Raw genomic sequence first — 12,666 nt, forward strand, 5'->3', positions numbered from 1 at the left:
TGTTTTCTATTTGCTTGGTAGATCTTCCTCCATCCCTTTATTTTGAGCCTATGTGCATCTTTGCACATGAGATGGGTCTCCTGAATACAGCATACTGATGGGTCTGCAGCGCGTACCGGGCGGCCGCGGCGCCGGCGGCGGCGGCCAGCAGCCGCCCCAGCCCGCTCACGCGGACCCGCCGGACGGGACGGACGGGAGGACTCCGGTCACCGGGCTACGTCGTTCGCTCACTGGGGCAGTCTAGGCAGCAGGGACGCGGCGTTGTCGCCGACGCCGTACTGGCCGGCCTTCTTCTCGGTGAGCTGCTGCACCAGGGCGAGGCTGGTGACCAGCTGGCCCTGCACGGTGTTGGCGTTGTCGACGGTGGAGATGGTCTGGGCGAGCACCGGGTCGGCGCGGACGATGGCGACGAGGTTGCCGCCGGCCGAGCCGTTGCCGCCGATCACGATCGAGCCGGTCCGGTCGAACTGCTCGGCGACCTTCACCACCAACTCGTCCTTCTTGGCGGAGTCCTTGTCCACGTACGGCTGCCCGCTGACCACCACGACGGCCTCGGCCGGCCCGGTGACCTTCTGCTCGGTGGTGAGGTATCCGGCGTTGGCGTACGAGGCCAGCACGGCGCGGCGGTCGCCCTCGGTAACGGCGGGGCTGCCCTGGGCGCGGTCGAGCAGCACGCTGGCCAGCAGGGCGCTGGAGGTCTCCACCCCGTTGCCGTTGCCGGGCAGCGCGGACGCGGGCGCGGTGGGCCGCGCGGCGGTCACCGCCAGCTCCATCAGGTTGGTGTTGTTCTCCGGGTTGATGAACTTGTCCTGCACGTCCACCCGGCCGGTGACGTCGGCCCCGGCGACTTCGAGCATCTTCAGCACGCCGTCGGTGTGGTCCCGGCCGGTGGGCAGGCCCAGCACCAGCACCCGCTTGCCGGTGAGCTTGCCCGGCAGGACGACCTGCGCCATCTGGGCGGCGAAGTCCTCCTCGAGCTCCAGCTCCTTCTGCATGTTGTTGACCGACTGGCGCATCTGCTGGTTGTCCTTGCGCAGCGCGTTGACGTTCTCCTTGAGCGAGTCCGCCACCGGGCCGTTGAGGGCGGCCGTGCCGACCACCAGGCCGATTGCCAACGCCAGGAAGACCGCGGTCAGGGACACCACGTGGTACCGGAAGTTGATCACGCTTGCAGCCTCTTGGTAGGGGGTCGGGAGCTAGAAGAGCTGGCCGAGCTGGAACACGAAATTGTCCCACCATTCGGAGACCACGCCCAAATACGCCTTCCCGACGGTGGAGACCGCCACCGCGGAGGCCATCGCGGCGACCGCCGAGAGGACCAGCAGCAGCAGCGACGAACCCGAGATGCTCTGCCGGTAGAGCCGGCTCACGCCCTTGGCGTCGACCAGCTTGCCGCCGACCTTGAGCCGGGTGAGGAAGGTCGAAGCCATGCCGCCGCGGCCCTTGTCCAGGAACTCCACCAGCGTGGCGTGGGTGCCGACCGCCACCAGCAGCGAGGCGCCCTTCTCGTCGGCCAGCAGCATGGCCAGGTCCTCGCTGGTGGCGGCGGCCGGGAAGGTGATCGCCGACACACCGAGCTCGTTGACCCGGGCCAGGCCGGGGGCCCGCCCGTCCGGGTAGGCGTGCACGACCACCTCGGCGCCGCAGCGCAGCACGTCGTCGGTGACCGAGTCCATGTCACCGATGATCATGTCGGGGGTGTACCCCGCCTCGACCAGCGCGTCCGCCCCGCCGTCCACGCCGATCAGCACCGGCTTGAACTCCCGGATGTACGGGCGCAGCACGTCCAGGTCGTCCTTGTAGTCGTAGCCGCGGACCACGATCAGGCAGTGCCGGCCCTGGACCTGGGTCTGGATGTCCGGTACGCCCACCCCGTCGAGCAGCAGATCGCGTTCCTGCCGGAGGTAGTCCATGGTGTTGGCGGCGAACGCCTCCAACTGGACCGACAGCCCCTCCCGGGCGTCGGCCATCGCCTTGGCCACCGTCTCGGCGTCCTGCAGCTCCCCGTGGGCGACCGGCTCCTCGCCGACGTAGACGGTGTTGCCCTCGACCCGGATCGTGTCGCCCTCGCGGATCCGCTCGAACACCCCCTCGCCCAGGTCGTCCAGGAGCGGGATGCCCGCGCTCACCAGCACCTCGGGGCCGAGGTTGGGGTAGCGCCCGGAGACCGACGGCTTGGCGTTGAGCACCGCGGCGACGCCGACGGCGACCAGCGAGTCGGCCGCCACCCGGTCCAGGTCGACGTGGTCGATCACCGCGATGTCACCGGGGCGGAGCCGGCCGACCAGCCGTTTGGTACGACGATCGAGACGTGCGGTGCCGAGGACTGAGCCCGGTTCGGCGTTCCGGGTCCGGCGCAACGTGGGTAGACGCATCGTGACCATCCTGGCATGTGAGGCAGGCTTCTCTGTCGCGACATGCCTGAGCAGGGCCGCCTACCCAGGGAAGCACACCGGAGCGCAGGCCGGTGTGCTTGCGCTCACAATAGCGCGCTCAGGGGCGCCTTTCCTTGGCCGCCACCGCCAGGAGTTCCTCGGCATGCGCGATACCCAGGTCGGAATCGGGCAAACCCGCCAGCATCCGGGCCAGCTCTCGGGCCCGCTCGGTGTCCTCCACCACCCGCACGCCGCTGGTGGTGACCGCTCCCCCGGTGTCCTTCGCCACCACCAGGTGCCGGTCGGCGAACGCGGCCACCTGCGGCAGGTGGGTGACCACCAGCACCTGGTGGCTGCGGGCCAGCCGGGCCAGCCGACGGCCGATCTCCACCGCCGCCTGGCCGCCGACGCCGGCGTCCACCTCGTCGAAGACCAGCGTGGGCGGGCCGCCGGAGCCGGCGAAGACCACCTCGATGGCGAGCATCACCCGGGACAGCTCGCCGCCGGAGGCGCCGCGCTGCAGCGGCAGCGAGGGCGCGCCCGGGTGGGCGAGCAGCCGCAACTCCACCTCGTCGGCACCGTCCGGGCCGATGCCGGCCTCGGCGCCGTTGACGGTCAGGCTCGGCTCGGCCTTGCCCACCGGACGCGGCACCACCGCGACGTCGATCCGGGCGTGCGGCATGGCCAGCCCGGTCAGCTCGACGGTGACCTGCTCGGCGAAGCGGATCGCCGCCTCCTGCCGGGAGGTGGACACCCGGCCGGCGAGCTCGGCCACCTCGGCCGCGAGCCGGGTGGCCTCGCGGTCCAGCTCGTCGAGCAGGTCGTCGGAGGTGTCCAGGTCGGACAGTCGGGTGCGGGCCCGCTCGGCCCAGGCGATCACACCGTCGACGTCGTCGGCGTACTTGCGGGTCAGCGCGCGCAGCGCGGCCCGCCGCTCGTAGATGGCCTGCAACCGGGCCGGGTCGGCGTCCAGCGCGGCCAGGTACGCCGACAGCTCGGCGGAGACGTCGGCGACCAGGGTGGCCGCCTCCTCCAGCCGGACCGCCAGCTCGCCCAGGGCCGCGTCGGTGCCGGCCTGCGCCTCCAGGGTGCGCCGGGCGGTGCCCAGCAACGCCGTGGCGTCGGGCGTCTCGTCGGCGGCCTCGACGCCACCGGCGACGCACTGGTGGGCCAACTGGGCCGCGGTGCGCAGCCCCTCGGCGTGCTCCAGCCGCTGCGCCTCGGCCTTCAGCTCGTCGTCCTCACCGGGCTGCGGGTCGACCCGGGTGATCTCGTCCAGGCCCAGCCGCAGCAGGTCGGCCTCCTGGTTGCGGGCGCGGGCGTTGCGCCGCCGGTCGGCCAGGTCGTCGACCACGTGCCGCCACCGGCCATACGCCTCGCGCAGCGCGTCGAGCAGCTTCTCGTGCTCCGGCCCGGCGAACCGGTCCAGCGCGGCCCGCTGCTCGGCCGGACGCAGCAGGCGCAGCTGGTCGGACTGGCCGTGCACCGCCACCACCTGCTCGCCGACCTCGCCGAGCGTCGACACCGGCATGCTCCGCCCGCCCAGGTGCGCCCGGGACCGGCCCTCCACGGTGACCGTACGGCTCAACAGCAGCGAGCCGTCCTCGTCGGGCTCGCCGCCCGCGTCGACGATCCGGGCGTGCACCACGTCGGCGAGCCGGCCGCCCAGACGCAGCCGCCCCTCGACCACCGCCCGGCCCGGCTCGGCCCGGACCCGCCCGGCGTCGGCCCGGCCGCCGAAGAGCAGGCCGAGGCCGGTCACCACCATGGTCTTGCCGGCACCGGTCTCGCCGGTGATGACGTTCATCCCGCCGGTCAACGGCAGCGTGGTGTCCTCGATGACGCCCAGTCCGGTGATGCGCAGCTCTTCCAGCACAGCACCCGACAGTAGACGCGGCCCCCGACACTTGACCAGCCGGCGCGACCGCGCCGGCTCCCGGCAGGCGGTCCGGTCAGGGCAGGGAGACGACGCTCACCTGCGGCTGCCCCGCCAGCCCTGCACCGGCAGGCCGAACTTGGCTACCAGCCGGTCGGTGAACGGCCGGGCCCGCAGCCGGACGATGCGTACCGGCAGCGCGCCGCGGCGCACGGTCACCCGGGCGCCCGGCGGCAGGTCGAAGACCCGCCGCCCGTCGCAGCAGAGCACCGCGAGGGTGGTGAACGGGTCCACGGTGATGGAGAACGTGGAGGTCGGCGCGGTCACCAGCGGCCGGCTGAACAGCGCGTGCGCGCTGATCGGCACCAGCAGCAGGGCCTCCACCTCCGGCCAGACCACGGGACCGCCGCCAGAGAAGGCGTACGCGGTGGAGCCGGTGGGGGTCGCGCAGACCACCCCGTCGCAGCCGTACCGGGACAGCGGGCGGCCGTCCACGTCGACGAGCAGCTCCAGCATCTGGGCCCGCTCGCCCTTCTCGACGCTGATCTCGTTGAGCGCCCAGGACTCGATGGTCGGCCCGCCGTCGAACTCGGCGGTCACGTCGAGGGTGAGCCGTTCGTCCACGGTGTAGTTGCGCCCGACGACGTCGCGGACCGCGACGTCGAGGTCGTTGATCTCCGCCTCGGCGAGGAAGCCGACCTTGCCGAGGTTGATGCCGAGCAGCGGGGCCTTGGCCGGCCGGGCCAGCTCGGCCGCGCGCAGGAACGTGCCGTCCCCGCCGAGGGCGAAGACGATCTCGGCGCCCTCGGCCGCCTCCAGGCCGGTCACCGGCACCACACCAGGCAGGTCGAGGTCCTCGGCCTCCTCGGCCACCACCCGTACCTCGAAACCGGCGGCGATGAGGTCGGCGGCGACGGCCCGGGCGTGTTCGGTGCTACGCCGCCGCCCGGTGTGCGTCACCAGCAGCGCGGTCCGGCTCACCGGGCCACCCGCCCGTCCGTGCCGCCGGGGCTCACCCGGTCGCTGTCGTCCACCGGCCCCGCCTCCCGTCCCCCGCTCGCCGGGTTCCGCTCGTCGCTCACCCTGTCACCTCCCCGGTCCGGGTCGCCGGCGATGGACGGCCCCTCGGGCCCGGCCGCCACCACGGCGCGCACCCGCTCGGGGTCGGCCCCGGGGGCGTCCCGGCGTAACCATACGAAGAACTCGACGTTGCCGCTGGGTCCCGGCAGCGGACTGGCCGCCACGTCCGCCAGGCCCAGCCCGAGCCCGGCCGCGGCGGCGGCCACGTCGAGCACCGCCTCGGCGCGCAGCGCCGGGTCACGGACCACGCCGCCGGCGCCCACCCGCTCCCTGCCCACCTCGAACTGCGGCTTGACCATCAGCGCCAGGTCGCCGTCGGGGCGGGTGCAGCCGGCCAGCGCCGGCAGCACCAGGCGCAGCGAGATGAACGACAGATCGGCCACGGTGAGATCCACCTCGCCGCCGATGACCTCCGGGGTCAGCGTACGGACGTTGGTGCGCTCGAAGACCCGCACCCGCTCGTCGGTACGCAGCGGCCAGGCGAGCTGGCCGTAGCCGACGTCCACCGCCACCACCTCGGCGGCATCGGCGCGCAGCAGCACGTCGGTGAAGCCGCCGGTGGAGGCGCCCGCGTCGAGGCAGCGCCGCCCGGCGACGGTCAGCCCGCCCGGCGCGAACGCGGCGAGGGCGCCGGCCAGCTTGTGGCCGCCCCGGGAGACGTACTCGGAGGTGGGGTCCTCGCCGGTGACCAGCAGCGGGTCCGCCGGGTCGACCATCGCGGCGGCCTTGCGCGCCGGCACCCCGCGCAGCTGGACCCGGCCGGCCTCGACCAGCGCGGCGGCCTGCTCCCGGGAGCGGGCCAGACCGCGTCGGACGAGTTCGGCGTCGAGGCGGGTACGACGTGCCATGGGGTGGTTCTCCGGTCGGTTCAGGCCTGGTCGATGGTGGCGAGGGTCTCCCGCAGCGTCTGGTACGCCGCCTCGTACTGGGCGATCTGGTCGGCCGGGGGCAGTCCCTCGGCGTTGATCATCGCCTGCACGGCGGCGTCGACGGCCGGGTGGTGGGCCTCCGCGACGTCCTCGTGTCCGCTGGGAGCCGGCGGCGGGCCCGGCCGGGGCCCGGGCGGCGGCCCCGGGCGGGCGCCGGGCGGCGGCCCGGGACGGAACGGCCCACTCACCGCACGCTCCGGTCGCCGGCGGGCGTCACTCCGCGCCGCCGGTGGTCCGCTTGCGCGGGGCGGTCTTCTTCGCCGGCCGGGCCGCCGGCGCGGCGCCCTCGCCGGCGGTGGTGCTCACCGCCGCCGGTGGCTTCTTCGCGATGGCCTTCTTGGCCACGGCTTTTCTGGCCACGGCCTTCTTCGCCACCGCCGTGGTCGGGGCGGGGACCGGCGGGCCCGACGGGCCGGCGGTGGTGCCGGCCGCCCCGCCGCCGGTGGACGGACCCGACCCGCCGGTCGGGGAGACACCCGACGGGGAGACGCCGACGGTCGACGTGCCCGGCAGCAAGCCGCCCGGGCCGCCCTTGGCCTCGCGCAGCTGCCGCTCCAGCTCGTGCACCCGGCGGGTCAGCTCGGCGACCTCGTCGGCGGTGGCGAGGCCCACCGCCCCGAGGGCCCGGTCCACCTCGAAGCGGACCAGCTTGGTCAGTGCCTCGCGGTTGGCGGTGCCGGTGTAGACGAGTTCCTCGGCGAGCGCCTGGAGCTGGGCGGCGGTCGCGCCGCCCGTGCCGACCAGCCGCCGCACGGCGTCCTGGGCCTTCTTCCGGGGCGCCTCCGTCAGGCCCATGGCCAGCTCGAGGTAGGCGCGCCACGCATCCTGCATGCCGGTTTTCCTTCCACGGGGCGGGGTGTGCGGGTCTCACGCTACCGGGCGTCCCGGACGGCCCATTGCGGTACGGTGCCGGGGAACGGCGTGGCGGGCGTGAGGAGACGATGTGGCCAGCGTGGACGAGTGCCGGCAGGCGTTGCGGGATCTGGCGAGCCGGCTGGAGCGCCACGCCGGGGCGGGCCAGCAGATCGACCTGGACCGCACGCTCGCCTGCCGGGTCACCGACCTGGACACCGCGTTCCACGGCCGGATCACCGGCGGCCGGCTGGTCGACCTGGCCGACGGTGACGACCCCAAGGCCAAGATCGCCCTGGTCACCGGCAGCGACGACCTGGTCGCCCTGGTGCACGGTCAGCTCGACATCGGCAGGGCGGTCGCCTCCCGCCGGGTCTCGATCAAGGCCAACCCGTTCGACCTGATGAAGCTCCGCAAGCTCCTCTGAGCCGTTCGGAGAATCTCAGTGATTCTCTTCCTGCTTCGCAGGTCCGCGCCCCGGCAAGCCGGGGACTTACAGGTCCTCCACAGGCGTTTCGTGTCTCCGGGGAACTGCCCGGCGACTGCACCGCTAGGCGGCGGCGTGCATAGCGGCCAGCAGGTTCCGGGCCGCGTTGTGGTCCCGGTCGTGGATGCTGCCGCATTGGCATGCCCATACCCGGGCCGAGAGGGTCAGTCCGGAGTTGATCGCCTCGCAGTCGCCGCACGTCTTGCTCGACGGGTACCAGCGGTCAGCCGCCCACACCTTCGACCCGTACCAGCCGGTCTTGTACTCCAACTGCCGCACGAACTCGCCGAACCCCGCATCTGACACGGCGCGGGCCAGGCGGCGGTTACGGACCATCCCGGCGACGTTCAGCGACTCGACGGCGATGGCGCGCTTGGTTCTCGCGAGCCTCGTCGTGAGCTGGTGCAGGAAATCAGTCCGCCTGTGCGCCACGGACAGATGCACAGCGGCGACCTTGCCGACGGCCTTAGCCCTGTTTTTCGACCCGCGCTGGCATCGGGCCAGGGACTTGTTCGCCCGTCGCAGCTTGCGCTGCGCCGCTCTCAACGCGCGAGGCGAGTGGACCTCCTCCACGGCGCCGGTGTCGTCAACGATCACCGCGAACGTCTTGAGTCCGAGATCGATGCCGCAGGTCGGCGCATCCGCCCGCACCGTACGCCGGGTGTTGACGTCGGTGCGGTCGATGTCGACCTGGAAGGACACCCACCAGCGGCCGGCCTGCTCGCGCACCGTCGCGCCGATGATCCGGGCACGTCCGTCGCCGAGCCGGTCGGTCAGCCACGACATGTCCTCCCGGGTGGACACCGGGCCGATACCGGGCAGGGTAACGGTGCGCGGGTTGGCCGGTCGGGCCCGGTCGGCGTCGTAGCGGAACCGTGATCCGTGCTTGCGTTTGCGCCAGGTCGGGAAACCGATCCGGCGTCCAAGGCGGGTGCCCTTGCGGGAATCCGCCCAGTTCTTCAGCCCCGCCGCCCGAACCCGGCACGCCTCCTTCGGCACCCGCGACGACAAGCCCGCCTCGGCGAACCACGGGAACATGGTGGGATGGGTGGCTCGCCACGCCTTCTCCATCGCGGGCGCCGACCATGGGACAGCCGTCAGCAACTCCTCGGGTACGCCGTAGGAACGCTCAGCCTCCCGCTGGCCGAGCGCCGCTTTGACCAACGCCAGGCAGAAGTTCTCCACCACCCGCGACAGGCCGGCGTGCTGGCCGAGCCGGACGCGTTGCTCATCCGTGGGGTTCAGCTCAACCCGGAATCCCTGCTTGGCGCGGCTCACGCGGTCGCCTCAACAGCCGCCATCGCCGCCTTCGCCTTGCGGCTGGCCGACCGCCGGCCATACAGGCGAGCGCAAAACGAGGTGAGCACCTCCACCATGTCCCGCACCAGATCGTCGGCCACCTCGGCGTCGTCAATGACCACGATGCTGCGGCCGGTCGCCGCGAGCGCGCAGGACAGATACTCGACGCCGAAGCGGGCCAGCCGGTCCCGGTGCTCGACCACGATGGTGGTGACCTGCGGGTTGCGCAGCAGCTTCGCCAACTTCGGCCGGTTGCCGTTGAGCCCGGACCCCACCTCGGTGACGACCTCGGCTACCGTCAGCCCCCGGGCGGTGGCAGCGGTGACGACCCGCCCGACCTGCCGCTCCAGGTCGGCTTTCTGGTCGGCCGAGAAAACCCGGCAGTACACGACTATGTGCCCGGCCGGGTCGACGGCCGGTTCGAGGACGAGGTACCGGCCGGTGTCGGTCTTCATCACCGGCACGGGCATTCGCCCGTTCCTCGCCCATGACCAAGCGGTCTGGTAGTGCACGCCGTTCCGACGCGCCCACTCGGACAACTTCATGCACTTATCATTACCGAAGGAGACTGAGAATCACTGAATGAAATGCCGAGCCGCCTGCCACCCCACCGCCAGCACCGGGACGGTCAGGCCGACAGGCCGAGCGCCGCGAGGGCGCGTTCCGCCTCCGGCGTCGCCGGCCACACCCGTGGCGGGGCCGAGACCGGCCAGGCCGCCGCGCAGAGCGCCGCGAGGGCGTCCAGCGGCCGTCCCGCGCCGCGCAACTCCAGGCCGCCGTCGACCGGGGCGGCGAACCAGCCGCCGGTGTCCGGCTCGCCCGGCACCCGGGCCGCCGCCGCCGGGTCGAAGAGCCCGGCCAGGTCCATCGCCACGTACGTCGGGCGGCGCGACTCGGGCGCCGCCAGCAGCTCGGGTACGTCGCTGACGCCGGTCAGCACCAGCAGGCTGTCCAGCCCGGCGCGGCAGGCGCCCTCGATGTCGGTGTCGAGGCGGTCGCCGACGACCAGCGTCCGGCCGCCACCGGCGCGGCGGGCGGCGGTGGCGAACAGGGCCGCCTCGGGCTTGCCGACGACCACGTCGGGTTCCCGCTCCAACGCGTGCCGCAGCGCGGCCACCAGCGAGCCGTTGCCGGGCAGCGGGCCACGGCCGCTGGGCAGCGTCCGGTCGGTGTTGGTGGCCACCCAGGTCGCCCCGGCGCGGATGGCGACCGAGGCCTCGGCCAGGTCCACCCAGCCCACCTGCGGGCCGTACCCCTGGACGACCGCGGCCGGCGACTCGTCGGCGCGGGCGACCGGAGTGAGCCCGGCGGCGCGGATCTCGGCGCGCAGCGCCTCCGCGCCGACGACCAGCACCGGCGCCCCGGCGGGGAGCCGGTCGCGGAGCAGCTCGGCGGCGGCTGCGGCGGAGGTCAGCACCTCCTGCGGCTCGGCCGGCACGCCCATGCCGGTGAGCAGGTCGGCGACCTCGCTGGACCGGCGCGAGGCGTTGTTGGTCGCGTACGCCACGGCACGGCCGTCGGCGTGCAGCCGGCCGACCGCCTCGACCGCGCCGGGGATCGGCCGGTCGATCAGGTAGATCACCCCGTCCAGGTCGAACACGACCAGGGTGTACCCGTCAACCAGCCGATCCCCGGCGACCTCGGTCATCGCTGGTCCGACTCCGACCCGCGCTCGGCCCGCTCGTCGCCGGTGGGCCGCGCCGCGGACCCGTCGCTCACGGTCGGCTCGGCCTCGGCCGCGCTCGGGTCGCCGGTGACGGCCGTGGCCGCCTCGTCGGTGAGCTCGTCGTCGGTGAGCCCGTCCTCGTCGCGGTCGTCCTCGTCCTCGAGGTCGTCCTCGTCCTCGTCCTCGTCCGCGTCCTCGTCGTCGTCCGCGTCCTCGTCGTCGAGGTCGTCCTCGTCGTCGTCCGCGTCGTCGTGGCGGTCGTCGGCCTCGGTCGGGTCGACGGCGGCCTCGGTCAGGTCGACGTCCGGCTGGGCCGGCACCGCGCCGGGCGCGCCCGGACCGGTGGCGATCTCCTCGGCCGGCTCGTCGTCCTCGTCGTCGCCCTCGATCAGCACGCCGTCGAGTTCGAGCAGCCGCTCCGCCGCGTCCGTCTCACCGTCGGTGTCCACGTCGGCGGCGCGGGAGAACCACTCCCGGGCCTCCTCGCGACGGCCGACTGCCAGCAGCGCGTCCGCGTAGGCGTAGCGCAGCCGGGCCGTCCACGGCTCGGTCGAGTCGGTGGTCAGCTCGGGAACCTGGAGCATCGCCACCGCGGCGTCCTTCTGCCCGAGGTCACCTCGGGCGCCGGCGGCCACGATCAGCAGCTCGACGGCGACGGCCTGGTCGAGCTTCTCCCGGTCGGCGCCCCGGAACAGGTCGATGGCCCGCTCCGGACGCCCCAGCGCCCGCTCGCAGTCGGCGAGCACCGCCAGGTGGCTCTGCAGCCCGGTCATCCGGTGGTACGTCCGCAGCTCGGCGATGGCCGTCTGCCACTCCCCCGCGTGGTACGCGGCCAGCCCGACCGCCTCCCGGACGGCGGAGATCCGCGAGGCCAGGCGGCGGGCCGCCATCGCGTGGGCGAGCGCCTCGGCCGGGTCCTCGTCGATCAGCTGGCCGGTCGCGACCAGGTGCCGGGCGACGGTCTCCGCCACCGGCTTGTTCAGCGAGAGCAGTTCGGCGCGGACGGCCGTGTCGAGGTCGTTTGCGGAGATCTCGTCCGGCAGCGCCGGCGCGACCACACGACCACTCTCGGCCTCGTCCTGCCGCTCTCGGTCGGGGCCGAAGCCACCCTCGCGACGCCGGTCCTCGAAGCCCCGCCGGTCGTCACGACGCGGCCGGTCCCCGTAGCCGCCGCGCTCGCCGCCTCGGTCGGGCCGGTCGCCACCCCGGTAGCCGCCCTCACGGCGGTCACCGCCCCGGTAGCCACCCTCACGCGAGGTGTCGCCGTCCCGGCGGAAGCCGCCCTCACGACGGTCACCACCACGGAAGCCGCCCTCGCGGGGTGCTTCCCCGTCGCGACGGAACCCGCCCTCACGACGCTCGCCACCACGGGCGTCGCCGTCGCGCCCGAAGCCACCCTCGCGGGGGCCGGAACGGAAGCCACCCTCGCGACGGTCGCGGTCACCGCCGCCGAAGCCGCCCTCACGGCGCTCGCCACCACGGAAGCCACCGCCACGGGGCGCCTCGCCGTCCCGGCGGAAGCCACCCTCGCGCGGACCCGAACGGAAGCCACCCTCACGGCGCTCGCCGTCACGGAAGCCGCCAGCCCGGGGGGCCTCGCCGTCACGACGGAAACCACCCTCGCGCGGACCCGAACGGAAGCCACCCTCGCGGCGCTCGCCACCACGGGTGTCACCGTCACGACGGAACCCGCTCTCACGCGGACCCGAGCGGAAGCCGCCCTCACGGCGGTCACCACCACGGAAACCACCCTCACGGGGCGCCTCGCCGTCACGACGGAACCCGCCCTCACGACGGTCGCCACCACGGGTGTCACCGTCACGACGGAAGCCACCCTCGCGACGGTCGCGGTCACCGCCGGCGAAGCCACCCTCACGGCGGTCACCACCACGGAAACCACCACCACGCGGCGCCTCGCCGTCACGACGGAACCCGCCCTCACGACGGTCGCCGTCACGGAAGCCACCACCACGAGGGGCCTCGCCGTCACGACGGAACCCGCCCTCACGACGGTCGCCACCACGGGTGTCACCGTCACGACGGAAGCCACCCTCGCGACGGTCGCGGTCACCGCCGGCGAAGCCACCCTCACGGCGGTCACC

General features: G+C 73.6%; 13 protein-coding genes. 2 read left to right on the forward strand and 11 right to left on the reverse strand.

Annotated elements, in window-relative coordinates:
* Window positions 1–227: 227 nt before the first annotated feature.
* The 7 genes from AB0I41_RS33210 to AB0I41_RS33240 form a co-directional block, all read right to left on the reverse strand.
* A complete protein-coding gene (locus AB0I41_RS33210; RefSeq protein WP_357114955.1) occupies window positions 228–1,166 on the reverse strand; it encodes a copper transporter in 939 nt (312 codons plus the stop codon).
* 30 nt (window positions 1,167–1,196) lie between these two features.
* Complete coding sequence (gene steA, locus AB0I41_RS33215; protein WP_357114957.1) at window positions 1,197–2,375, reverse strand: putative cytokinetic ring protein SteA; 1,179 nt, start codon at window positions 2,373–2,375, stop codon at window positions 1,197–1,199.
* A gap of 118 nt (window positions 2,376–2,493) precedes the next feature.
* Complete coding sequence (gene recN / locus AB0I41_RS33220) at window positions 2,494–4,251, reverse strand: DNA repair protein RecN (RefSeq protein ID WP_357114959.1); 1,758 nt, start codon at window positions 4,249–4,251, stop codon at window positions 2,494–2,496.
* Between the two features lie 96 nt (window positions 4,252–4,347).
* The gene (locus tag AB0I41_RS33225) at window positions 4,348–5,232 is read right to left on the reverse strand and encodes an NAD kinase (protein ID WP_357114961.1); all 885 of its coding nucleotides are present in this window, start codon (window positions 5,230–5,232) and stop codon (window positions 4,348–4,350) included.
* Window positions 5,229–6,179: a TlyA family RNA methyltransferase gene (locus AB0I41_RS33230; RefSeq protein WP_357114963.1), complete on the reverse strand. Its 951-nt coding sequence runs from the start codon at window positions 6,177–6,179 to the stop codon at window positions 5,229–5,231. The genes AB0I41_RS33225 and AB0I41_RS33230 overlap by 4 nt, the downstream gene beginning before the upstream one ends.
* 20 nt (window positions 6,180–6,199) lie before the next feature.
* Window positions 6,200–6,448 (reverse strand): hypothetical protein, encoded by a 249-nt coding sequence (locus AB0I41_RS33235; RefSeq protein WP_357114965.1) that lies wholly within the window; start codon window positions 6,446–6,448, stop codon window positions 6,200–6,202.
* 25 nt (window positions 6,449–6,473) lie between these two features.
* Window positions 6,474–7,091: a hypothetical protein gene (locus AB0I41_RS33240; RefSeq protein ID WP_357114967.1), complete on the reverse strand. Its 618-nt coding sequence runs from the start codon at window positions 7,089–7,091 to the stop codon at window positions 6,474–6,476.
* Window positions 7,092–7,203: 112 nt separating this feature from the next.
* Here AB0I41_RS33240 and AB0I41_RS33245 point away from each other — a divergent pair, with 112 nt between their 5' ends.
* Entirely contained in the window at window positions 7,204–7,539 is a 336-nt protein-coding gene (locus AB0I41_RS33245; RefSeq protein WP_357114969.1) for an SCP2 sterol-binding domain-containing protein, read from the forward strand.
* Between the two features lie 123 nt (window positions 7,540–7,662).
* Here AB0I41_RS33245 and AB0I41_RS33250 read toward each other — a convergent pair whose 3' ends face one another.
* From AB0I41_RS33250 to AB0I41_RS33265, 4 genes are all read right to left on the reverse strand, one after another.
* A complete protein-coding gene (locus AB0I41_RS33250; protein WP_357114971.1) occupies window positions 7,663–8,877 on the reverse strand; it encodes an RNA-guided endonuclease TnpB family protein in 1,215 nt (404 codons plus the stop codon).
* Window positions 8,874–9,443: an IS607 family transposase gene (locus tag AB0I41_RS33255; protein ID WP_357114973.1), complete on the reverse strand. Its 570-nt coding sequence runs from the start codon at window positions 9,441–9,443 to the stop codon at window positions 8,874–8,876. Before AB0I41_RS33255 ends, AB0I41_RS33250 begins: the two co-directional genes overlap by 4 nt.
* 83 nt (window positions 9,444–9,526) lie before the next feature.
* Window positions 9,527–10,546 carry an HAD-IIA family hydrolase gene (locus AB0I41_RS33260; protein ID WP_357114975.1) on the reverse strand — a complete coding sequence of 340 codons (1,020 nt, stop codon included), beginning with the start codon at window positions 10,544–10,546 and terminating at the stop codon, window positions 9,527–9,529.
* A complete protein-coding gene (locus AB0I41_RS33265) occupies window positions 10,543–11,535 on the reverse strand; it encodes a Replicase polyprotein 1ab (RefSeq protein ID WP_357114977.1) in 993 nt (330 codons plus the stop codon). The genes AB0I41_RS33260 and AB0I41_RS33265 overlap by 4 nt, the downstream gene beginning before the upstream one ends.
* On the opposite strand from AB0I41_RS33265, the gene AB0I41_RS33270 reads away from it, so the two are divergent.
* Window positions 11,458–12,666: hypothetical protein (locus AB0I41_RS33270; RefSeq protein WP_357114979.1), on the forward strand; the 1,209-nt coding region annotated here is incomplete at its 3' end. The two genes, AB0I41_RS33265 and AB0I41_RS33270, sit on opposite strands and share 78 nt — an antisense overlap.

It is taken from the genome of Micromonospora sp. NPDC050200 (assembly GCF_040656135.1).
In the GTDB taxonomy this organism is placed as follows: domain Bacteria; phylum Actinomycetota; class Actinomycetes; order Mycobacteriales; family Micromonosporaceae; genus Micromonospora.

Excerpts from the sequence above, each read along its gene's own strand:
- steA (WP_357114957.1), bottom strand. The coding sequence starts at position 2,375 with ATGCGTCTACCCACGTTGCGCCGGACCCGGAACGCCGAACCGGGCTCA.
- AB0I41_RS33230 (WP_357114963.1), bottom strand. The coding sequence starts at position 6,179 with ATGGCACGTCGTACCCGCCTCGACGCCGAACTCGTCCGACGCGGTCTG.
- AB0I41_RS33240 (WP_357114967.1), bottom strand. The coding sequence starts at position 7,091 with ATGCAGGATGCGTGGCGCGCCTACCTCGAGCTGGCCATGGGCCTGACG.
- AB0I41_RS33255 (WP_357114973.1), bottom strand. The coding sequence starts at position 9,443 with ATGAAGTTGTCCGAGTGGGCGCGTCGGAACGGCGTGCACTACCAGACC.
- AB0I41_RS33260 (WP_357114975.1), bottom strand. The coding sequence starts at position 10,546 with ATGACCGAGGTCGCCGGGGATCGGCTGGTTGACGGGTACACCCTGGTC.